The organism is Ottowia flava (assembly GCF_008017535.1).
GTDB lineage: Bacteria > Pseudomonadota > Gammaproteobacteria > Burkholderiales > Burkholderiaceae_C > Ottowia > Ottowia flava.
The window spans coordinates 1-21,103 of the sequence record NZ_VRUA01000030.1 but is presented as its reverse complement, the minus strand read 5'-3'; the positions used below and the strand labels follow the sequence as shown (position 1 = coordinate 21,103).

General features: G+C 66.3%; 22 protein-coding genes. 10 read left to right on the top strand and 12 right to left on the bottom strand.

The annotated features are described in order from the left end of the window. Window positions 1–234 precede the first annotated feature (234 nt). Window positions 235–822 carry an outer membrane protein assembly factor BamE domain-containing protein gene (gene bamE / locus FVQ98_RS18620; protein WP_147914957.1) on the top strand — a complete coding sequence of 196 codons (588 nt, stop codon included), beginning with the start codon at window positions 235–237 and terminating at the stop codon, window positions 820–822. Window positions 823–1,173: 351 nt separating this feature from the next. Beyond that, window positions 1,174–2,034, top strand: coding sequence for an IPTL-CTERM sorting domain-containing protein (locus FVQ98_RS18615; RefSeq protein ID WP_187265803.1), 861 nt, complete (start codon window positions 1,174–1,176; stop codon window positions 2,032–2,034). A 109-nt stretch (window positions 2,035–2,143) separates the two neighbouring features. Here FVQ98_RS18615 and FVQ98_RS18610 read toward each other — a convergent pair whose 3' ends face one another. Together FVQ98_RS18610 and FVQ98_RS18605 are read right to left on the bottom strand one after the other, a co-directional pair. Further along, window positions 2,144–2,674, bottom strand: coding sequence for a P-loop NTPase family protein (locus FVQ98_RS18610; protein ID WP_147914955.1), 531 nt, complete (start codon window positions 2,672–2,674; stop codon window positions 2,144–2,146). Between the two features lie 106 nt (window positions 2,675–2,780). Then, window positions 2,781–3,266: an Lrp/AsnC ligand binding domain-containing protein gene (locus tag FVQ98_RS18605; RefSeq protein ID WP_147914954.1), complete on the bottom strand. Its 486-nt coding sequence runs from the start codon at window positions 3,264–3,266 to the stop codon at window positions 2,781–2,783. Window positions 3,267–3,420: 154 nt separating this feature from the next. On the opposite strand from FVQ98_RS18605, the gene putA reads away from it, so the two are divergent. The 4 genes from putA (at window position 3,421) to FVQ98_RS18585 (ending at window position 9,187) form a co-directional block, all read left to right on the top strand. Further along, the gene (gene putA / locus FVQ98_RS18600) at window positions 3,421–7,269 is read left to right on the top strand and encodes a trifunctional transcriptional regulator/proline dehydrogenase/L-glutamate gamma-semialdehyde dehydrogenase (RefSeq protein ID WP_370512992.1); all 3,849 of its coding nucleotides are present in this window, start codon (window positions 3,421–3,423) and stop codon (window positions 7,267–7,269) included. Between the two features lie 161 nt (window positions 7,270–7,430). Beyond that, window positions 7,431–8,381 carry a DNA/RNA non-specific endonuclease gene (locus FVQ98_RS18595; RefSeq protein ID WP_147914952.1) on the top strand — a complete coding sequence of 317 codons (951 nt, stop codon included), beginning with the start codon at window positions 7,431–7,433 and terminating at the stop codon, window positions 8,379–8,381. 14 nt (window positions 8,382–8,395) lie between these two features. After that, complete coding sequence (locus FVQ98_RS18590) at window positions 8,396–8,779, top strand: hypothetical protein (protein WP_147914951.1); 384 nt, start codon at window positions 8,396–8,398, stop codon at window positions 8,777–8,779. Window positions 8,780–8,800: 21 nt separating this feature from the next. Next, a complete protein-coding gene (locus FVQ98_RS18585) occupies window positions 8,801–9,187 on the top strand; it encodes a hypothetical protein (protein WP_147914950.1) in 387 nt (128 codons plus the stop codon). Window positions 9,188–9,219: 32 nt separating this feature from the next. On the opposite strand, the gene FVQ98_RS18580 is transcribed toward FVQ98_RS18585, so the two are convergent. Further along, on the bottom strand, window positions 9,220–9,903 hold the full coding sequence (locus tag FVQ98_RS18580; RefSeq protein ID WP_147914949.1) for a MarC family protein: 684 nt from the start codon (window positions 9,901–9,903) through the stop codon (window positions 9,220–9,222). A gap of 83 nt (window positions 9,904–9,986) precedes the next feature. On the opposite strand from FVQ98_RS18580, the gene FVQ98_RS18575 reads away from it, so the two are divergent. Together FVQ98_RS18575 and cutA are read left to right on the top strand one after the other, a co-directional pair. Continuing rightward, window positions 9,987–11,153, top strand: a complete 1,167-nt coding sequence (locus FVQ98_RS18575) for an aminotransferase class V-fold PLP-dependent enzyme (protein WP_147914948.1) — start codon at window positions 9,987–9,989, stop codon at window positions 11,151–11,153. A 22-nt stretch (window positions 11,154–11,175) separates the two neighbouring features. Further along, window positions 11,176–11,508, top strand: a complete 333-nt coding sequence (cutA, locus tag FVQ98_RS18570) for a divalent-cation tolerance protein CutA (RefSeq protein WP_147914947.1) — start codon at window positions 11,176–11,178, stop codon at window positions 11,506–11,508. 133 nt (window positions 11,509–11,641) lie between these two features. Here the strand turns inward: cutA and FVQ98_RS18565 are convergent, their stop codons facing one another. The 4 genes from FVQ98_RS18565 to FVQ98_RS18550 all read right to left on the bottom strand — a co-directional run bounded on the left by FVQ98_RS18565 (window position 11,642) and on the right by FVQ98_RS18550 (window position 15,688). Next, on the bottom strand, window positions 11,642–12,961 hold the full coding sequence (locus FVQ98_RS18565) for an NAD(P)/FAD-dependent oxidoreductase (RefSeq protein WP_147914946.1): 1,320 nt from the start codon (window positions 12,959–12,961) through the stop codon (window positions 11,642–11,644). A gap of 74 nt (window positions 12,962–13,035) precedes the next feature. Next, complete coding sequence (locus FVQ98_RS18560) at window positions 13,036–13,761, bottom strand: LrgB family protein (protein WP_147914945.1); 726 nt, start codon at window positions 13,759–13,761, stop codon at window positions 13,036–13,038. Next, a complete protein-coding gene (locus FVQ98_RS18555; RefSeq protein WP_147914944.1) occupies window positions 13,754–14,140 on the bottom strand; it encodes a CidA/LrgA family protein in 387 nt (128 codons plus the stop codon). Before FVQ98_RS18555 ends, FVQ98_RS18560 begins: the two co-directional genes overlap by 8 nt. A 36-nt stretch (window positions 14,141–14,176) precedes the next feature. Continuing rightward, window positions 14,177–15,688 (bottom strand): FAD-linked oxidase C-terminal domain-containing protein, encoded by a 1,512-nt coding sequence (locus tag FVQ98_RS18550; RefSeq protein ID WP_147914943.1) that lies wholly within the window; start codon window positions 15,686–15,688, stop codon window positions 14,177–14,179. Between the two features lie 157 nt (window positions 15,689–15,845). Between FVQ98_RS18550 and FVQ98_RS18545 the strand changes: the two genes are divergently transcribed. Then, complete coding sequence (locus FVQ98_RS18545; RefSeq protein ID WP_147914942.1) at window positions 15,846–16,325, top strand: hypothetical protein; 480 nt, start codon at window positions 15,846–15,848, stop codon at window positions 16,323–16,325. A gap of 225 nt (window positions 16,326–16,550) precedes the next feature. On the opposite strand, the gene FVQ98_RS20195 is transcribed toward FVQ98_RS18545, so the two are convergent. The 5 genes from FVQ98_RS20195 to FVQ98_RS18525 form a co-directional block, all read right to left on the bottom strand. Next, window positions 16,551–16,676 carry a hypothetical protein gene (locus tag FVQ98_RS20195; protein WP_255507856.1) on the bottom strand — a complete coding sequence of 42 codons (126 nt, stop codon included), beginning with the start codon at window positions 16,674–16,676 and terminating at the stop codon, window positions 16,551–16,553. Window positions 16,677–16,735: 59 nt separating this feature from the next. Continuing rightward, window positions 16,736–17,161: a barstar family protein gene (locus tag FVQ98_RS18540; protein ID WP_147914941.1), complete on the bottom strand. Its 426-nt coding sequence runs from the start codon at window positions 17,159–17,161 to the stop codon at window positions 16,736–16,738. An 83-nt stretch (window positions 17,162–17,244) separates the two neighbouring features. Next, the gene (locus FVQ98_RS18535) at window positions 17,245–17,652 is read right to left on the bottom strand and encodes a guanyl-specific ribonuclease (RefSeq protein WP_147914940.1); all 408 of its coding nucleotides are present in this window, start codon (window positions 17,650–17,652) and stop codon (window positions 17,245–17,247) included. Window positions 17,653–17,791: 139 nt separating this feature from the next. Beyond that, window positions 17,792–20,113 carry an NADP-dependent malic enzyme gene (locus FVQ98_RS18530; protein ID WP_147914939.1) on the bottom strand — a complete coding sequence of 774 codons (2,322 nt, stop codon included), beginning with the start codon at window positions 20,111–20,113 and terminating at the stop codon, window positions 17,792–17,794. A gap of 188 nt (window positions 20,114–20,301) precedes the next feature. Continuing rightward, window positions 20,302–20,811: a hypothetical protein gene (locus FVQ98_RS18525; protein ID WP_147914938.1), complete on the bottom strand. Its 510-nt coding sequence runs from the start codon at window positions 20,809–20,811 to the stop codon at window positions 20,302–20,304. A gap of 18 nt (window positions 20,812–20,829) precedes the next feature. On the opposite strand from FVQ98_RS18525, the gene FVQ98_RS18520 reads away from it, so the two are divergent. After that, a partial coding sequence (locus FVQ98_RS18520) for a hypothetical protein (protein ID WP_147914937.1) occupies window positions 20,830–21,103 on the top strand: 274 nt, incomplete at its 3' end.

The window sequence follows — 21,103 nt, the reverse complement described above, 5'->3', positions numbered from 1 at the left end:
AGCTGGTTTGGCTTGAGAACTCCATCTTGCTTCACCTCGGGTGAACAACCTCTTGGGAAACGACAGCTAGGGCAAACGCCCACCCAACCAGATCGCGTGCGGCTTGGCAGGCAGAAAATTTCTGTCCTGCGCGCCGGCGGACGAATACTTTGAGTTACGGAACGCCTAAAACGCCGGCGGTACGCGCAACACGCCGCCCCCACAATGTGCCGGTTCACATTGTCAGGAGCCGATATGTCCACCCGTCAACGCTTCCCCGTGCACCGCGGCCTGTTGCTCGCCGCGACCGCGCTGCTGGCCGCCAGTGCCGCCCACGCCCAATCCACCTTCAACGGCTGGCTGTGCTGCAACATGCGCACCGACGGCGGCTGGATCAGTGAGATCAATTACGACAGCGCGCGCCGCGTCATCCCGGCCGGCACGCCGGTGCAGATCACCGGCTATGGCCGCTACCGCGTGCACACGCTGATGAATGGCGAGCAGCAGGACCTGGGCAACGATTACAGCCGCGAAATCGATATGGGTGCCTTTGCCCACCGCTACGTCGTGCCCTACAACCCGCAGCGCCGCCTGCGCGCCGCGCCCCCGGCTGTGCAGCAGGCCGTGCGCGCCAGCCGCGTGCGCCTGGGCATGACGCGCGAACAGGTCGCCATGTCCCTGGGTTACCCCATCGCCAACGAGACGCCCAGCCTGGACAACCGCGTGTGGAAGTACTGGCGCAGCAGCGGCGAGGAATTCCACGTCATCTTCAACCGGCGCGGCGTGGTGGAGTCGATCCGGTCGGACGATCCCGATCTGCGTGCGCGGGTGACGGCGCGTTGAGGGCTGGCAAAACGTTTTCTGCCTGAGGTTTCTTGCCGACTTCAGAGACCTGCGACACCCTGTCATAGCAAGCGGCCGCGGAACGATGCCGTTAGGGAAACGCCTTCCTTGCGGACTTCTAGAGGTCATCGCAATGCGCGTTGAGGGCTTTCGATCTCCAGCGTGCTGTGCTGTCGTCCTGCTCACCGCATGGTCAAGCAGGTTCCAACCCCTCGGTTGACCGCAGTAGACCGTAGTCCACACGGTATTTGGGTCATGTCGATGTGAAAAATAACAACAAATTAGGCACAAAGGCATAATTCACGTAATAATGTAATCCTTTAGTGTGTATTTATGACTGGAGGAAGACAGATGACGCGAGGACAAAAGACATGGTTGCTTGCACTGGGACTTGCTGCTGGTGTGAGTTTCGGTGCATCGGCCGCGACAGTGACGACGCCCGCAGGAATGGCGACAAGCAGCGATACAGACGTGGACCAACAATGGTTTCGCTGGGCAGAGTCAGGTGGACAAACAGGAATCACAGCGGACTATCCACGCACCGACAGCGGTTCGGCGCTGTTCACGACGCCGGACGCCGCCGGGTACGCCCAGTGGCGCTATGAAGCTCGGTCTGCCACCAGCTTCGGCGCGCTTGGAAAGCTGTCCGAATTCACGGGCGGCTCGTACGAGTGGTACCGCGACAGCACGAGCACCAACTCTGCGGTTCAAGCCCCGGCCTTTGGTCTTTGGATCGACCACGACGGAAGCCCGACCTCAACCGGTGATCGCACTTGGCTGCTCTACGAGCCGATCTACCAGCCCACCCACAGCGGTAGCCCCGCACTGCCCACCGATGCGTGGCAGCACGAGGCGGTGACCAGCCGTTCGATTTTCTGGGGCAACAATCTTCCAGCGCCGGGCTACTGCGCGCTATCAGTTTTTATGGCGGGTGGCTCGTGTGGTGGGCAGTCGACTATCAACGGTGACAGCGTCATCATCGGCGTGCGAACCTCTGTTGGCAACGGTTGGGCCGGCACGTTCCGGGGCGCGGCCGACAACGTGATCTTCGAAAGCTCGCACGCCGGAGCAAGCCTCTCGGCGAACTTCGAACTGCCCCCACCTCCACCTGCCGCCGTGCCGACGGTCGGCGAATGGGGCCTGGCCATCAGTGGCTTGCTGCTGGCGGGTCTGGGCGCACGGCGTCTGCGCAAGGGGCGCAAGGCGGCCTGAGTTGCACGTAGCGGCGCGAGGGGGCCTTACGTTCCGTTCGGTGAGCCACTGTGTAACGAAAGCGGGCGGCTCAGGGCGTGTTCCTCTTGCGCTGGGCGGCCCAAGCGAGTCAGGGCCGTCCGGGCAGTTCATGCAGCCAAGCCCTCGCCTGCAGTGGTTGAGCAAACACCCGCCACCGGGCTTGCGAAAACGCACCATCGGCGCGCAGCGCCGCGTACTTCCGTCGATTCTTGTCGAAGGTGGTCAGCGACCACCACAGGATGCTCTCGCGCGAGAAAAACGCGGTGCGCAGCGATTCGCGGTTGCCGGACCACAGCGGCGCGCGGGTGAGGCCGCGCCACAGCGTGCGGCGCAGCACCTGGGCGAACACGCGCCCGCGGCTGTAGTCGAGCCAGACGATGTGGGTGGCGCGTGGCCACAGCAGGTCGCGCGCCGCGGCGTAGTTGCCGTCGATCACCCAGCGCTCGCCCGCGCTGGCGGCGTCGACCGCGGCGAGGAACTGCTCGGTGGGCCGGGGTGTCCAGCCGGGGCCCCAGTACAGCGCGTCCAGCTCGGTGTGTGGCGCGCCGATGGTGCCCGCCAGCTGACGGGCGAAGGTGGTCTTGCCGGTGCCGCTGGTGCCGATGACGATCGCTCTCATATGCTCCCAATAGCATAGCTGCTTGCGCAGGTGGCTGTAGCGCCAGGCCGCGATTTCTCTCAATACTCTTGGCACCGTGCCGGCGGCGCCCTTGCGCCACCGGGGCTCAGCCGGCCGAAGTCAGCGGCAGCACCGCGGTCGACTTCACCTCTTCCATCACCGCATACGTGCGCGTTTCGCGCACGCCGGGCAGCTGCCACAGCACCTGACCGGCAAAGTGGCGGTACGCGGCCATGTCGGCCACGCGCGTCTTGAGCAGATAGTCGAAGCCGCCGGCCACCATGTGGCATTCCAGGATGTCCTCGTGCACCTGCACGGCGGCCTTGAAGGCGTCGAACACGTGCGGCGTGGTGCGGTCCAGCAGCACTTCAACGAACACCACCAGCCCGCGCCCCAGCTTGCCCGGGTTCAGCCGCGCGGCGTAGCCCTCGATGAAGCCCTCCCGCGTCAGCCGTTGCACGCGCGCCAGCACGGCGGTGGGGGACAGCGCGACCTGCTCGGCCAGCTTCAGGTTGGACAGCCGGCCGTCGCGCTGCAGGGCATCGAGGATGCGCAGGTCGATCCGGTCGAGCGGGGCGTCGGTAAGGCTCATCGTCGAATATTAGTCGGTGTAACGGGTGAAATACAGCGAATAACTCAGCCAGGTGCGCTGAACAATGGCGTCATGTGCGGTGTGTCGCCGCTCAACAGGCCATTGGTTAAGTCGCCCCGGCCTGCCCTTTCGACCTGCCGACCCCGACCGCGCCATGAGCCTGCTGACCGACCCCACGCCCGCTTCGCCGCACGACCCCACCGACCCCGCCGCCAGCGCCGCCCCGATCGCGCAGAACGCCATCGCCCAGGCCGCCGCGCCCTCGCCCTTCGACGCGCTGCACGCCGAGGCGCAAGCGCAGACCCCGCTGCGCGCCGCCATCACCGCCGACACGCGCTTGCCCGAAGCCGAGGCGGTCGGCGCGCTGCTGCCGCGCGCGCGCCTGGCGCCCGCGCAGGCCGACGCCGCCCACACGCTGGCCCAGCAGCTGGCCAGCACGCTGCGCCAACGCAAGCGCGCCAGCGGGCGCGCCGGCATCGTGCAGGGGCTGCTGCAGGAATTCGCGCTGTCGTCGCAGGAAGGCGTGGCGCTGATGTGCCTGGCCGAGGCGTTGCTGCGCATCCCCGACGCGGCCACGCGCGACGCGCTGATCCGCGACAAGATCAGCCGTGGCCAGTGGGCGCAGCACCTGGGCCAAAGCCCGTCGCTGTTCGTCAACGCGGCCGCCTGGGGCTTGCTGCTGACCGGCAAGCTGGTCGCCACGCACAGCGAACAGTCGCTGGGCAGCGCGGTGACGCGGCTGGTCGGCAAGGGCGGCGAGCCGCTGATCCGCAAAGGCGTGAACATGGCCATGCGCATGATGGGCGAGCAGTTCGTCACCGGCGAAACCATTGGCCAGGCGCTGAAGAACGCCCGCCCGCGCGAAGCCCAGGGCTTTCGCTATTCCTACGACATGCTGGGCGAAGCCGCGCTGACGGCCGACGATGCCGCGCGCTACCTCGCCAGCTACGAAGCCGCCATCGACGCCATCGGCGCGGCCAGCGCCGGGCGCGGCATTTACGAAGGCCCGGGCATCTCCATCAAGCTGTCGGCGCTGCACCCGCGCTACAGCCGCGCGCAGCGCCAGCGCGTGCTGGACGAGCTGTACCCGCGCCTGCTGGCGCTGGCCGTGCGCGCGCGCGCCCACGACATCGGCCTGAACATCGACGCCGAAGAGGCCGACCGGCTGGAGCTGTCGCTCGACCTGCTCGAACAGCTGTGCCACGCGCCCGAGCTGGCCGGCTGGAACGGCATCGGCTTCGTCATTCAGGCGTACCAAAAGCGCTGCCCGCGCGTGATCGACTGGCTGATCGACTTGGGCCGGCGCAGCGGCCACCGGCTGATGGTGCGCCTGGTCAAAGGCGCGTATTGGGACAGCGAGATCAAGCGCGCGCAGGTGGACGGCCAGGCCGACTACCCGGTCTACACGCGCAAGCCGCACACCGACGTCAGCTACCTGGCCTGCGCGCGCGCGCTGCTGGCCGCGCCCGACGCGGTGTACCCGCAGTTCGCTACGCACAACGCGCATTCGGTCGCCGCCATCGTGCAACTGGCCGGCGCCAACTACTACGCCGGGCAGTACGAATTCCAGTGTCTGCACGGCATGGGCGAGCCGCTGTACGAAGCGGTGGTCGGCGGCGCGCTGAAGCGCCCGTGCCGCATTTACGCGCCGGTCGGCACGCACGAAACCCTGCTCGCCTACCTGGTGCGCCGCCTGCTGGAAAACGGCGCCAACACCTCCTTCGTCAACCGCATTGCCGACGCCGACATCGCCATCGACACGCTGATCGAAGACCCGGTGCAGACCGTGGAGCGCACCGCGCAGACCGAAGGCACGCCCATCGGCGCGCCGCACCCGCGCATCCCGCTGCCGCGCGCGCTGTACGCGGGGCAAGCGGGCGCGCAGACCACGCGACTCAACTCAGCGGGCATGGACCTGGCGGATGAGTCGCAACTCGATGTGCTATCAAAAGCATTGCTGCCTGCGCAATTGGCTGTAGGACTGGCGGCCCCTTTGACTGCTACCCACCCGCATCCCCTGCCGCCGCTGCCGGTGCTCAACCCCGCAGACCACCGCGACGTGGTCGGCCAGGTGCACCACGCCAGCGCAGGTGATGTGGCGCAGGCGCTGGCCGACGCCGCCGCGCACGCCGATGCCTGGGCCGCCACGCCGCCGGCCGAGCGCGCCGCCTGCCTGCAACGCGCCGCCGACGCCCTGCAGGCCGACTTGCCGCGCCTGATGGGCTTGCTGGTGCGTGAAGCCGGCAAGAGCTGGCCCAACGCCATCGCCGAGGTGCGCGAGGCCATCGACTTTCTGCGCTTCTACGCCGAGCAGGTCGCCACGCAATTCGACAACGCCACGCACCGCGCGCTGGGCCCGGTGGTCTGCATCAGCCCGTGGAATTTCCCGCTGGCCATCTTCACCGGCCAGGTCGCCGCCGCGCTGGCCGCTGGCAACGCGGTGCTGGCCAAGCCGGCCGAACAAACCCCGCTGATCGCCTACGAAGCCGTGCGCGCCCTGCACGACGCCGGCGTGCCGCGCGCTGCGCTGCAGCTGCTGCCGGGCGACGGCGCCAGCGTGGGCGCCGCGCTGGTGGCCGATGCGCGCGTGCGCGGCGTGCTGTTCACCGGCTCGACCGAGGTCGCGCGCCTGTTGCAAAAGCAATTGGCCGAGCGCTTGAACCCCGACGGCCAGCCGGTGCCGCTGATCGCCGAAACCGGCGGCCAAAACGCGATGGTCGTCGATTCGTCCGCGCTGGCCGAGCAGGTCGTGCAGGACGTCATGCAGTCCGCCTTCGACTCGGCCGGCCAGCGCTGTTCCGCCCTGCGTGTGCTGTGCCTGCAGGACGACGTGGCCGACCGCACCCTGACCATGCTGAAAGGCGCCTTGGCCGAAGCGCGCCTGGGCGACCCACGCGCCCTGGCGGTCGACATCGGCCCCGTGATCGACGCCGAAGCGCAGGCCGGCATCCAGCGCCACATCAATACGCTGCGCGAGCGCGGCCACAGCGTGCACAGCGCGCCGCGCGACGTCGCCGCCACCGCCTACGGCAGCTTCGTCACGCCCACGGTGATCGAGATCGACCGCCTGGACCAGCTGCAGCGCGAAGTCTTCGGCCCCGTGCTGCACGTGCTGCGCTACCGCCGCGACGACCTGCACGCGCTGATCGACCAGATCAACGCCACCGGCTACGGCCTGACGGCTGGCGTGCACACGCGCATCGACGAGACCATTGCCCAGGTCGCCGCGCGCGTGCACGCCGGCAACCTGTACGTCAACCGCAACATGGTCGGTGCCGTCGTCGGCGTCCAGCCCTTCGGCGGTGAAGGCCTGTCCGGCACCGGTCCCAAAGCCGGTGGCCCGCTGTACCTGCTGCGCTTGCTGGCCGCCAAACCGGCCGACGCGGCCCAGCGCGCGGTGGCGGCGCAGGGCCAGCCCGCCGGTGCAAATTTGAATGAAATAGGCCTTCAGCCCAACGGGGACGTGCGCAGACAGCTATCAAAAGCATTGCAAGACGCTGGTTGCAGCGATGCTGACGCACGCCTGTCCGCGTTGCAAGGCCGCCTGCCCGACCTGGCACCGCGCACGCTCACCGGCCCCACGGGCGAGCGCAACACCTACCAGCTGCGCCCCCGCCCGCGCGTGCTTTGCCTGGCCGCAGAACGCGCCGACCGCCTGACGCAATTGGCGGCCGCCCTCGCCGTCGGCGCTCAGGCCGTCTGGCCCGCCGACGCCCAAGCCGATGCCGCCGCCTTGCCCGCAACGCTGCAAGCGCACATCACCTTGCTGCCCGACTGGCGCGCCCCTGACGCTGCCTTCGACGCCGTCCTGCTGCACGGCGATGCGCACGACGCGCTCGCCGTGCAACGCACGCTGGCTCAACGCCCCGGGCCCCTGGTCGGCCTGACCATGCTGCCCCCCGGCAGCATCGACGTGCCGCTGGAGCGCCTGCTGATCGAACACTCCGTCAGCGTCAACACCGCCGCGGCGGGAGGGAATGCGAGTTTGATGACGCTGGGGTGAGCGTGATGCGTCGTTGCCTGTGCGCGTGCCGGTGCGGCTGCCTGGGTATGGCACCTGGGAAGACCACCTATACGTAGTGTTCCCAGTTGGTAACGCGCCGGATGGTGCGACGCAGCAGAAACCGGTGCAATGGGCCCATCCGTAGTCACCGGAATTGCCCCATGAACGCCGTCGTCAACAACGTCGCCCGCCAGGCGCCCACCCCTTCTTCCGCAGCGCACGGTGCGGACAATGCAGGCGCTGCCGCCAAGGTCGACGGTGCCGATCTGGCGCTGGACATCACCCAGATGGGGTTGGACATTGCCGGCATCTTCGACCCTACGCCGATTTCGGATGGCGCCAGCGGACTGATCTCCTTGTTCCGCGGCGACTTCGTGGGGGCTGGCATCAGCGCATTGAGCATGGTTCCCTACGTCGGCGACGCAGCCAAGTTGGGCAAGCTCGGCCGCTACGCCGAAACCCTGGCCAAGGCCGTCGACGCCGCCAAATCCAGCCCCGAAGTGGCCAAGGCCATCGGCCCGGCCATGGAAAAGCTGCGCGACGCCGTCGGTGCCGTGCCGCTGGACAAACTGCCCGACAGCCTGCGCAACGCCATCGAGCCGCTCAAGACCAAGCTGGACGACTTTGCCCGTGTGGGCGTCAACCAAGTGTCCAGCACGGTGGGCCGCAACCACATCATCTGGACGCAGAACGCGGCGGGTGAGACGATCGGTGCAAAAGCAGTGTTGAATGAAACCTTTTCAGTAGCACGATCATCCACGGAACAAGCAGCGCAGGGCGCTGCACGTGGACGCGGTGTGGCAGACGACGTGGGCGGGCACATCATTGGCCATCGCTTCGCCCCGAACCAGGGCGCGAAGAATATGTTTCCGCAGAACGGCCAATTCAACAACAGCGCTTACCGGAAGTTGGAAAACGAGTGGGGAGATTGGATTAATAAAAAGGGCGGATCGGTGGAGGTTGAAGTCAATTTCGTGGGAAATCCATCGCGACCGGACAAAGTCGAGGTGAACTACAAATTGATTGATAGTGCCGGCGCCGAGGTCGACACGATAGCCAAGATTTTTGATAATAAAACTGGACAAACTTTTAATAGACAATATTTCAACTAAAAGGATGGGCGATTATGAATAAAGATGAGGCGCTGATCGACTTGTGCAAAACGTTGTTGCAAGATCCACGAGTGACTGAGCAAGATGGCTGGCAGAAGCTCGTCCTTGTCGGGGAAGTCGCAGAAGGAGAGTTGGGAATGCGTGGCTATTCCTATGATGTTCAGGGCAACTGCAAATTGGTAGCCCCCAAAGCGTCCAATCTAGAAAAATTGAGACAGCTGCACGCGGTGATGACGGCTGAGAACCCAAATGGGCGCGGCTGGCTCAAGTGCATGATTCGTATTTCACGCGCGGGCGAGATCGGCGCCGACTTTGAGTACAACGACGTCAATCGCTGGAGCCATACGCCCGACAACTACAAAGAGCGCATTAAGGAATACGCGGCGATGCCGGTGTAGGTGATTCTCGGGACTGTCAGCATGAACAAAGACGAAGCGCTGATTGAGCTGTGCAAGACTTTTTTGCAAGACGCCAAATTGGTTTCGCAAGACGGTTGGCAGAAACTGGTCTTGATCGGTGAAGTAACTGACGCGAGCACCAAGATCTTTGGCTACTCATACAACCTGGCTGGAGAGGGTCAGTTGACGTCGCCCTCCAACGGCAAGAGCGCCGACAAAATGGAGGCCTTGTACGAGACCATGAAAGCCGAGAATCCCAATGGCCGCGGCTGGCTCAAATGCATGATTCGTATCTCGCGTGCGGGTGAAATCGGTGCCGACTTTGAGTACAACGATCCGAAGCGCTGGGAACACACGACGGACAACTATCAGGAACGGATCCAAGAATACGCAGCGATGCCGGTTTAAGTGTCGCTCCACGAAGCGGGGGTTTGGCTGGCTTAGCTTTTGGTCAACCCCCGAATCAGCTCGCTGGCCCCATCCCAGAAGATCTGCACCCCCACGCACAGCAGGATGAAGGCCATCAGCCGCAGAAACACCACCAGCCCGACTTCGCCCAGCGGGCGCAGCAGGCGGCCGGCGTAGCGGAAGGTCAGCGCGACCAGCACGCCGATGACGGCCATGGCGGCCAGGCCGCCGGCGAAGTTGGCGGTGGTCAGGCCCCACTGGCGGTTGTGCAGGCTGGCGCCCACGGTGATGGCGGCCGAGATCGAGCCTGGCCCGCAGGTCAGCGGGAAGGTGATGGGGTAGAACGCCTTGATGCGCACGTTGTCCTGCGTCAGCGATTCGGCCATTTGCGCCTTGTCGTCGTTCGGCAGTTGCTGGGCGTACAGCAGATTCCAGGCAGTGAAGGCGACGATCAGCCCGCCCGCCACGCGCACGATGGGCAGCGACACGCCGAAGAAGTCCAGCACGTAGGTGCCGATCAGCATGATGCCGGCGAGCATCAGCGCCACGTTGCGGCCCACGCGGGTGGCTAGCGACACGCGCGTGGCGCGGTCTAGCCCGCGCGTCAGGTTGACGAACACCGGCGCTGAGGCGGGCGGGTTCAGGATCGGCAGCACGGCGGCCAGCGCGAACAGAAAACTCTTGCCGAAGGCGAGGGCCAGGGTGGGAAAGTCCATGATGCGGTGGTCGTGCGCGCTTGCGTGTAAAGTGAATTGTTTCAGGTCGGCGCGTGGCCGGCCAGCCCCAACAGGAGAACCCCATGCCCGGACTGCTGCCCGACATCGATCCCGACGGCCTGCTCGAATTCTCGGTGGTCTACACCGACCGCGCGCTCAACCACATGTCCAAGAAGTTTCAGGGCGTGATGACCGACATCTCCAGCATGCTCAAAGAGGTGTACGGCGCCGACGCCACGGCGCTGGTGCCCGGCAGCGGCACCTTCGGCATGGAGGCGGTGGCGCGCCAGTTCGCGGGCGACCAGAAGGTGCTGATCATCCGCAACGGCTTCTTCAGCTTCCGCTGGAGCCAGATCCTCGAGATGGGCAAGATCACCGCGCCAGACAACATCACCGTGCTCAAGGCCCACCGCACCGGCGAAGGCGCGCGGGCACCCTGGGCACCGGCGCCGATCGATGAAGTCGTGGCCACCATCGCCAAGGTCAAGCCGGCCGTGGTGTTCGCCCCGCACGTCGAGACCGCCAGCGGCATGATCCTGCCCGACGACTACATGAAAGCCATGGCCGAGGCCACGCACGCGGCGGGCGGCCTGTTCGTGCTGGACTGCATCGCCTCCGGTGCGATGTGGGTCGACATGAAGGCGATCGGCGTCGACGTGCTGGTCAGCGCGCCGCAAAAGGGCTGGAGCAGCTCGCCCGCCTGCGCCATGGTCGGCCTGTCCGCCCGCGCGCTGAAGGTGATGGAAGGCACAACCAGCAGCAGCTACGCCTGCGACCTGAAGAAGTGGCACCAGATCATGCAGGCGTACGAAACCGGCAGCCACGCCTACCACGCCACCATGCCGACCATGGCGCTGCTCAAGCTGCGCGACACCATGGCCGAGACGCGCGCGCGTGGCTTTGCCAAGGTGCGCGTCCAGCAGATCGAGCTGGGCCGCAAGGTGCGCGAACTGCTGGAAGGCCGCGGCCTGCCCAGCGTGGCGGCCGAAGGCTTCAAGGCGCCGGGCGTGGTGGTCAGCTACACCACCGACCCGGACATCCAGAACGCCAAGAAGTTCATCGCCGTGGGCGTGCAGGCCGCCGCCGGTGTGCCGCTGATGTGCGACGAGCCGGCCGACTTCCGCACCTTCCGCCTGGGCCTGTTCGGCCTGGACAAGTGGGCCAACGTCGACCGCAGCGTGGGCCAGCTGCGCGACGCGCTCGACAAGATCGGCATAGCAGCTACTGAAAAAGTAGCTGCCCACGCTTGATGGACGGGCGCTGGAGCCTGTTTTGACCGATATTCTGCTGGTCAGCACCACCGTGGCCGAACGCGCCGACGCCGAACGTCTGGCGCGCACCATGGTCGAGCAGCGCCTGGCGGCGTGCGCGCAGATTGAGCGCATCGAAGCCAGCGTCTACCGCTGGCAGGGCGCGCTGCAGCAAGAGCCCGAATGGCGCGTCGAATTCAAGACGACCGAGGCGCGCTACGCCGGGCTGGAGGCCGCGCTGCTGGCCGCGCACCCGTACGAAGTGCCCGCCGTGGTGGCCGTTCCAACGCACACCGTATCCACCGCGTTCGCAGAATGGGTGCGGGCCGAATGCCCGCTGCCTGACGGGGCGTAGTCGGCCGGCGGACCGACGGTGGAATCAACGGGCTGTGGAGCCCGTTTTTCATGTCAAATCGGCCGTTGGCCCTACAGCAGATTGCGCAGACAGCTATCTAAAGAATAGCGTTTTAGAGCCGATGCGGCGCGCATCAGCTTTGGATCGTTTCGCCCCGCAGCGCGCCGTGGTCCTGGATGTTGATGCGGCGGCGGCGCCAGCCGCGCCAGCTGCGCACCGGGTGGGTCAGGCTGACGAAGTAGTACACCACCTTGAACATGAAGAGCGAGCGCCGGTACGCCGCGCCGTGGTGGATGTCGGCCGCCAGCAGCGACATCAGGCCTTGCTTGACCTTGAAGATGTTCTTCGGGTTCATGAACATGTCGCGGATGGTCGGGTTGGTCGACCGGTAGATGAACCACGAATAGTCCTTCGGCCCCACGCGCATGCGCTCTTCAAACGCCAGGCGCGCGGCCGGGTAGTCGGCCGGGCGGTCCAGCGCGGTCGCGACCAGGTCGGCCCCGTCGAACGCGGCCTGCATCGCCAGGAACACGCCAGACGAGAACATCGGGTCGATAAAGGTGTAGGCGTCGCCGATCATCAGGTGGCGCTCGCCCGTCGCCTGGCTGCTGGAGTACGAGAAGTTGCCGGTGGCGTGAATGCGGTCGTCCACCAGTTCGGCCCCGTCCAGGCGGTCGTGCAGCTCGGGGCAGAGCTTCAGCGTGTCGAAGAAGTAGTCCTTGATCGGCTTGTCGCGCGCCTTCAGGTAGTACGCCCAGCACACCGCGCCGACGCTGGTCGTGCCATCGGCCAACGGGATGAACCAGAACCAGCCGTGCTCGAACCAGCAGATGCTGATGTTGCCTTCGCGCTTGCCCGGCAGCCGCCGCGCATTGCGGAAATGGCCGAACAGCGCCGTGCTGTTGTGGCGGTCGTTCTTGTGCTTGAGCTTGAATTTGTTGGCCAGCAGCGTGTCGCGGCCGCTGGCGTCGACCACGAAACGCGCGCGCCACTGGCGTTGGCTGCCGTCTTCCAGCTGCGCCGTGACGTCGGCGCCGTTGTCGTCAAAGTCGACTTGCCGCACGTGTGCGCCTTCCTGCGTCAGCGCGCCCTGCTGGCCGGCTTGGCGGAACAGGATCTCGTCCATGTCCGAGCGGCGCACCTGCCAGGCCTGACCCTTGTCCGGGTCCCAGCCTTCGGCGAACTCCACGTAGCTGCGCTCCGGCCCCGACTGCGGCACGAACTCGATGCCGAACTTGGGCATGCCGATGCGGTCGATCTGCTCGCGCACGCCCAGTTTGTCGAACAGCGCCACGTTGCCGGGCAGCAGCGATTCGCCGATGTGAAAGCGCGGGTGGTGGTCTTTTTCCAGCAGCACCACGCTGCGCCCCTGGCGCACGAGCTGCGTGGCGATGGTCGAGCCGGCGGGGCCGCCGCCGATGACGAGCACATCGCAGGTGGGACGAGATTCCATGGCGCCGCCTCCAGGCAGATCGGTGAACAGATGGCGCCGATTGTGCCGCCATTGGCAGGGCGGCCCCGCCACGCTCAGAACAGGCGCGCCACCAGCGGGATCAGCAGCGCCCCCAGCAGCACCTGCAGTCCCAGCGCCAACCCCGCATAAGCGCCCGCGTCCGCCTGCACCGACAGCGCGCGCGACGCGCCGATGCCGTGCGCGGCCGTGCCCAACGCGAAGCCGCGCGCCATCCAGCCCACGCGGTCGGTGCCAATGCCCAGCCAGGCGAACAGGTACTTGCCCGACAACGCGCCGATCAGCCCCGTCAGCACCGCGAACACCGCCGACAGGGCGGGCACGCCGCCGATCTTCTCGGCCACGCCCATCGCCACCGGCGCGGTGATCGACTTGGGCGCCAGGGAGCGCACTACGTCATCCGGCAAGCCCAGCGCCCAGCCCAGCGCCACCGCCGTCAGCGCGGCGGCGCCGCCGCCCGCCAAACCGGCCAGCGCCAGCCGGCCCCAGGTGTTGCGCAGCTCGGCGCGGCGCTCCCACAGCGGCAGGCCCAGCGCCACCACGGCCGGCCCCAGCAGGAAGTGGATGAACTGCGCGCCGGCAAAGTAGTTTTCGTACGGTACCTTGGACACCAGCAGCCCGCAGCCCAGCACCACCACCGACCACAGCACCGGGTTGGCCCATGGGGCCTGCCGCATGCGCAGCGCAAACGCTTGCGCGAGCAGGTACACCGCCAGCGTCGCCGTCAGCCCGAACAGCGGTGCGGACGAGAGGTAGATCCACAGCTTCACGAAATCAGGCATCGGGCAGCTCCTCGCTCACGGGCGCGGGCGGCGCCTCCACACGCCCGCGCAGCAGGGCGCGCAGCACCAGCGCCGACACGATCAGCCCTGCCCAGGTCGACAGCGCGATCACCAGCGCCAGGCGCAGGCCGTAATGCCCCAGCACGTCCAGGTGCGTGATCACGCCCACACCCACCGGCACAAACAGCAGCGACAGGTGCTGCAGCAAAAAGCGCGCCGCCTCCGTCACCGGCCCGCGGATCGCCGGCACGCCCAGCGCCGGCCACAGCAGCACCATACCGATCACCGGCCCAGGAAACGGCAGGTGCAGCAGGCGGGTGAGGATTTCACCGCACAGCTGCAGGATGAGCAGCCAGGTCAAGCCCTGAAGCGGCTTCACGCGGCGCCCCTCACGGCATGGCCCTGGCGCGTCATGTCAGAAGCGCTCCAACTCCGGGTGCGGCAGCGCCCCACCGCGCACCAGCATCTTTCCGTATTCGGCGCAGCGCTGCAGGGTGGGCACGACCTTGCCGGGGTTCAGCAGCTGTTCGGGGTCGAAGGCGCGTTTGAGGGCGAACATCTGCTCGTTTTCTTCGACGCTGAACTGCACGCACATGCTGTTGAGTTTTTCGACGCCCACGCCGTGCTCGCCCGTCACCGTGCCGCCCATGGCGACGCTGGTTTCGAGGATGTCGGCGCCGAACAGCTCGGCCCGGTGCAGTTGGTCGGGGTCGTTGGCGTCAAACAGGATCAGCGGGTGCAGGTTGCCGTCGCCGGCGTGGAAGACGTTGCAGCAGCGCAGGCCGTACTTTTGCTCCATTGCCTGGATGGCCAACAGGATGTCGGCCAGGCGCTTGCGCGGGATGGTCGAGTCCATGCACATGTAGTCGGGGCTGATGCGGCCGCTCGCAGGAAAGGCGTTCTTGCGGCCGCTCCAGAACTTCAGGCGCTCGACCTCGGATTCGCTGACGGCGATTTGCGTGGCGCCGGCTGCGGTCAGCACGGCGGTCATGCGCTCGATCTCCTCCGCCACTTCTTCGGGCGTGCCGTCGCTTTCGCACAGCAGGATGGCGGCGGCGTTCAGGTCGTAGCCGGCCTGCACAAAGTCTTCGACGGCGGCCGTCATGGGCTTGTCCATCATCTCCAGCCCGGCCGGGATGATGCCGGCAGCGATCACCGCGGCCACCGCCTCGCCCGCGTGCCGCACGTCGGCAAAGCTGGCCATGATGCAGCGCGCCAGGCGCGGCTTGGGCAGCAGCCGCACGGTGACCTCGGTGGTGACGGCCAGCATGCCTTCGCTGCCGGTGATCAGCGCCAGCAGGTCGTAGCCGGGCGCGTCCAGCGCTTCGCTGCCGAACTCGATCGGCTCGCCGGCGGCGGTGAAGCCCTTCACTTTGAGGATGTTGTGCACCGTCAGCCCGTACTTCAGGCAGTGCACGCCGCCCGAGTTTTCGGCCACGTTGCCGCCGATGGTGCAGGCGATCTGGCTGCTGGGGTCGGGCGCGTAGTACAGGCCGTGCGCGGCGGCGGCTTCGCTGATGGCCAAGTTGCGCACGCCGCACTGCACCGTGGCGGTGCGCGCCAGCGGGTCAATATTGAGGATCTGATTGAACTTGGCGAGCGACAGGGTCACGCCGCGTTCGTGCGGCATGGCGCCGCCCGACAGGCCGGTGCCCGCGCCGCGCGCAACCACGGGCACGCTCAGGCGGTGGCAGGTTTGCAACACCGATTGAATCTCTTCGTAACTCGACGGCAGCGCGACGGCCAGCGGACGCTGGCGGTAAGCGGTGAGGCCATCGCATTCGTAAGGCGTGGTGCGCTCGGCGTTGGTGATCAGGCTTTCAGGCGGCAAAACGGCCTGCAGCGCTACAGACACCTGCGCAAGCAGCTCTGATAATGATAGCGATTGGTCGGGCGCAGGCGGCGGCGCTTCAGCTACGGCGGACATGGCGGCAAGGGTTCAAACGTCGACGGGCCACTATAGGCCAAGCCTGCGGCCGGTGCGCGCGTCATCGCGTAGTACGCGGGGATGGCGACAATGCGGTGCGGCGTCCGGGAGGCGCCGTGGCGGGCGACCCACGCTGCCCGCGCACGACACGAGACTTATGCAGCAGTACGAACGACCATTGAGCCACTGGGTGTTGAGCGTCGCGCTCGCCACCGCCGGTGCAGCCGCCTGGGCGCAAGGCACGGCAGCGCCCGCCACCCCGTCATCCCCTTCCCTGATCGCGCCAGGCGAACGCCTGCCGCCGCGCTTCGTGCTGTGCCAGCGCGAAGTGGGTGCGCAAGAGGGCGAGCGCAAGGCCCTGATGCGCAACTGCCTAGCGCGCCGCCTGGAAGGCGAACGCGTGGTGCAGCGCGACTGCAAGCGGCAGGTCAGCGGCGTGAAGGGCGTGCAGGCGCGCCAGAGCGCGCTGCTGGACTGCGAACGCCAGGCGCTGGCGGTGGCGTCGTCCGAACTGCCGCACGGCGCTCCGCCCGCGCCGCGCCCCGCGCCCCCGGCCGTCGCCGAAGCGCGGCGCGCGCCCTCGCCCGTGGTGCCCGTTGCCAACGTGCCGCGCATGCCGGCGGCCGGCGAGAACTGAGCCGCAGCGCCTGGTTGGCGCGGCAGGCGCCGATGCGTGATCAATTGGGCAGTCTGGTGGCTGCTGAACGACAGATCAAAGCGCGGGTCGGTGGGGCCGTCGCCCGGTGCGTCGTTCAAAGGGTCGCCTGACGGCGATTTCTCGGTGGGAGCCGGGCATGAAGAAAGCCCGCATGGCGCGGGCTTTTTTGTGGGTGGCGACGGTGCGCCGCGGGCTACGCGCCGCTCAGGCGGCGCTCAGCCAGTAACCCGCGTTGAAGGGGCTGCTCATGCGCAGCGCCAGCGGGGAGATGTCCACCAGCTTGTCGGTGGGCATTTTTTCGCCGTTGTCTTCGACGGCCTCGGCCGTCAAAGCGGCTTCGGTAGGGGCCTCGGTCGCCCGTTCTGCTTGGCCAGCTGCTGCAGAACGGGCTACAGAAAAGAATAGAAGCACCTGAACGGTATCTTCCGGTCGTTCCAGTAGTCGGCGGCGTCGCGGAAGATGTCGAGCAGCTGCTCGCGCGCTTCCTTGTCGAACTTGGCAGTGGCCGGGATCTGCTCCAGCACCACGATGAAGCCCGGCTGCGGCCCACTCTTGTGCAGCGGGTCGGTCATGCAGTCGTACAGGGCGTCGAAGTTCTTGCCGAAGTGCGCCGGGAAGGTGAACTGCGCGGCAATCATGTCGAGCACATCCTGCTTGGTCTGCGCGGCCGCCAGGTTGGCGTACAGGAAGTGCTGGCCGAGCGACACAGCCGCTTCCTGCAGGTCGTGCACGCGAAACGCCCGGATCGACTGAACGATGTTGGTACGCACCCCTTTGAAGATCGATTCTGGGGGGGGACGAAGTGGTTGATCCATCTCCGCTGCTTTCTCTGAAGTCAATGATTCGGAAGAAGTCCGCAGCTCGATCGCGGGCGCGGACTGAAAATGTTCAAGCGATTTCATGGCACGATCATCCTGAAGCTCGAATAGTGGTCGCTGGTGTAGTAGCAGGCGTCGGGAAGGGTGACCCTGACGCCACCGCATACAATGCGGCGAGCACCACGGTGGCGTGCGCCGGGGGTTTCGACGGTGTATTCGCGGTAATAGCCGCGCCGCTCACGCGGCAGCAGGCGTTCCCTGTTGCCAAACACCGAACCGTCCTTGTCGTGGGGAAACGGACCGCCTTGCAGAATCAGCGAATAGGTTCGCTGGCCTTGCCTGGGCAGATCCGCCGCCGCGATGGTGGTCTGCGAGCGCTCGGGAAGCCACCCTCGCGCATCCGCCGTGTCCGCCTGGAACACAGCCGCCACCGCCAACGACACTGTCAAGAGCGACTGCGCTACCCGCAATGCCGCCGTTCGCAACATGAAAAAGCACCTTTCGGAAACCTCCGGGTTAACCCGAAATTTCCAAGGCGCTAGTGTGACCCAACGGCAACAAAAATGCAAGCCGTTGCCTATTTCTTAGGCAACGGTGCCGGGAACAGTGTCGTCGCTAGGTGAGCAGTTACTCTTGTGCCAAGGCTGACGCATTGGCGTCTGCCACTGTCAGAGCGGTCATGTTGACGATGCGGCGCACGGTCGTGCTGGCCGTAAGGATATGCACCGGCTTGGCGGCGCCCAGCAGGATCGGGCCAATGGCGATATTGCCGCCGGCGGCCACTTTCAGCAGGTTGTAGGCGATGTTGGCGGCGTCGATGTTGGGCAGCACCAGCAGGTTGGCGTCGCCGATCAGCGGGCTGTCGGGCATGACGGCTTGGCGCTGCTGCGCGTCCAGCGCCACATCGCCGTGCATTTCACCGTCGACCTCCAGCCAGGGCGCCTGCGCCTGGATCAGCGCCAATGCCTCGCGCATCTTCACGGCGCTGGCCTGGTTGGAAGAGCCGAAGTTCGAATGCGACAGCAGCGCCGCCTTGGGCTGGAAGCCAAAGCGCTGCATCTCCTGCGCGGCCATGATGGTGATTTCAGCCACCTGTTCGGCCGTCGGGTCGTAGTTGACGTGCGTGTCCACCATGAATATTTGGCGCCCCGGCAGCATCAGCCCGTTCATGGCAGCGTAGGTCCTGGTGCCGGGCTTCTTGCCGATGCACTGGTCGATGTAGGTCAGGTGCATCTGGTTGGTGCCCCAGGTGCCGCAGATCAGCCCGTCCACGTCGCCCGAGCGCAGCAGCATCGCGCCGATCAGCGACAGGCGCCGCCGCATCTCGATCTTGGCGATCGGCACCGTGATGCCCTTGCGCTTGGTCAGCTGGTAATACGCCTGCCACAGGCTGCGGTAGCGGTCGTCGTGCTCGACGTTCACCACATCGTAGTCCAGGCCTTCCTTCAGGCGCAGGCCGAATTTCTCGATGCGCTGGGCGATGATGGCCGGGCGGCCGATCAGTGTGGGCCGCGCGATCTGGTCGTCCACCACGATCTGCGCGGCGCGCAGCACGCGCTCTTCCTCGCCCTCGGCGTAGGCCACCCGCTTGCGCGTGGCTGTGCGCGCGGCGTCGATGATCGGCTTCATCGTCGTGCCCGACGCGTACACGAAGGTCTGCAGCTTGTCGCGGTAGGCGTCCAGATCGGCGATCGGGCGTGCCGCCACCCCGCTTTCGGCGGCCGCCTTGGCCACCGCCGGCGCAATCATCATCATCAGGCGCGGATCGAAAGGCTTGGGGATGAGGTATTCGGGACCAAAGCTCAGCTTTTCACCCACGTACGCGCGCGCCACCACCTCGCTCTGTTCGGCCTGCGCCAGCGCCGCAATGGCGTGCACCGCGGCCACTTCCATCTCGTTGGTGATGGTCGTCGCGCCGCAGTCCAGTGCGCCGCGGAAGATGTACGGAAAGCACAGAACGTTGTTGACCTGGTTCGGGTAGTCGGTGCGGCCCGTGGCCATCACCGCGTCCTGGCGCACCGACTTCACGTCTTCCGGCGAGATTTCCGGGTTGGGGTTGGCCAGCGCCAGGATCAGCGGCTTGTCCGCCATGCGCGCGACCATGTCGGGCTTGAGCACGCCGCCTGCCGACAAGCCCAGGAACACGTCGGCGCCGTCGATCACTTCGGCCAGTGTGCGTTTGTCGGTCTTCTGGGCGTAGACGGCCTTGTCCGGGTCCATCAGCTCGGTGCGTCCGTCGAAGACCAGGCCCTTGATGTCGGTCACCCACACGTTTTCGCGCTTCAGGCCCAGCTTCACCAGCAAGCCCGTGCAGGCCAGGGCCGCCGCGCCCGCGCCCGATACCACCAGCTTCACCTCGTCGATCTTCTTGCCCACCACCTTCAGGCCGTTCACCACCGCCGCACCCACCACGATGGCCGTGCCGTGCTGGTCGTCGTGGAACACCGGAATCTTCATGCGCGCGCGCAACTCGCGCTCGACGATGAAGCACTCCGGCGCCTTGATGTCTTCCAGGTTGATGGCGCCAAACGTCGGCTCCAGCGCCGCGATGATCTCCACCAGCTTGTACGGGTCCTTCTCGTTGATCTCGATGTCGAACACGTCGATGCCCGAGAACTTCTTGAACAGCACCCCCTTGCCTTCCATCACCGGCTTGCCCGCCAGCGCGCCGATGTCGCCCAGGCCCAGCACCGCCGTGCCGTTGGTGATCACGCCCACCAGGTTGCCGCGCGCCGTGTACTTGAAGGCGTTGGCCGGGTCGGCCACGATTTCCTCGCACGGCGCGGCCACGCCGGGGCTGTAGGCCAGCGACAGGTCGTACTGGTTGACCAGCTGCTTGGTCGGCGCGATGGCGATCTTGCCCGGCACCGGAAACTCGTGGTAGTCCAGGGCCGCGCGGCGCAGGGCGGCGCGTTTGTCTTCGCTGGACACAGGATTCGGCGTCGTCATGGGGTCTCCTAAAGCGCGCCACGCAGGCGCGTGGCGTTGGGCGAACGATTGTATGTAGCGCAGCGGGTGCGCACAGCCTGTGCGAAGTGGCGCGCCCTGACACAGTATGCCCAGCGCAGGCGCGGCACCGTCCACCCGGGCGCGGACAAGCCGCCGATCCACCGCCTGTCACCGCGCCGATCAGCCACTCAGTCCTGATTCGATAGCTGCTTGCGCAGAGCCAGGGCAGGCTGGCGGTGATTTCTGACCAGATTGTCCCCCGAACTGCCAGGCCGCACCGCGCCAGCGCGGTCACCACCTGCGCCGAACCGTGTCGCTGCCACCACATCCGCACAAAAGTACTTGAAAAACTTCAGCCCACAGGTGCTCGCCGGGCCCGGTGTGAAGGTAGCCATCAGGTCAACATGAACGCTACTGAAGCAGGAGCTGCCAGCGCACATGCACAGGGCGCTGCAGCCACTTTTTCCGGGAAAAAATGGCGGTGCCAACGCCGCCGCCAGCGGCCGCGCGGTCAGTTGGCCTGTCGCCCGAACGGGCGACATACAAATCTTGACGAAATCAATACGCTGCTTGCCATCAACCCATGCAGGGCTGTTGGGCAGGCAGAAAACCCGTTCGAGAGCTGCCAACGCCCCTTGTGCTTGGGCTGACGGCTGATTTGTATGTTTTTTCAACAAGTTCAAAGAGGACCATTTCATGCAAACATCCCACCCACATTGACCTCCCTCGCGCTGCGCCGCACGCCGATATTGGCCGCGGCCCTGCTCGCCATGGGCGCACAGGCCGCGACCCTGACCGTCACCAGCGGCGCAGACAGCGGCGCCGGCAGCCTGCGCCAGGTGATTGCCGATGCGCAAGCCGGTGACACCATCGTGTTTGACGCCGGCGTGACCACCGTGACCCTGGCTGCGAATCAGCTAGGTGTAGTTTCTCAACACGTTGTTCCCGTCGAATGCGAGTCGCGTGATGGGAGGCAGGTGTTCGGTGGCT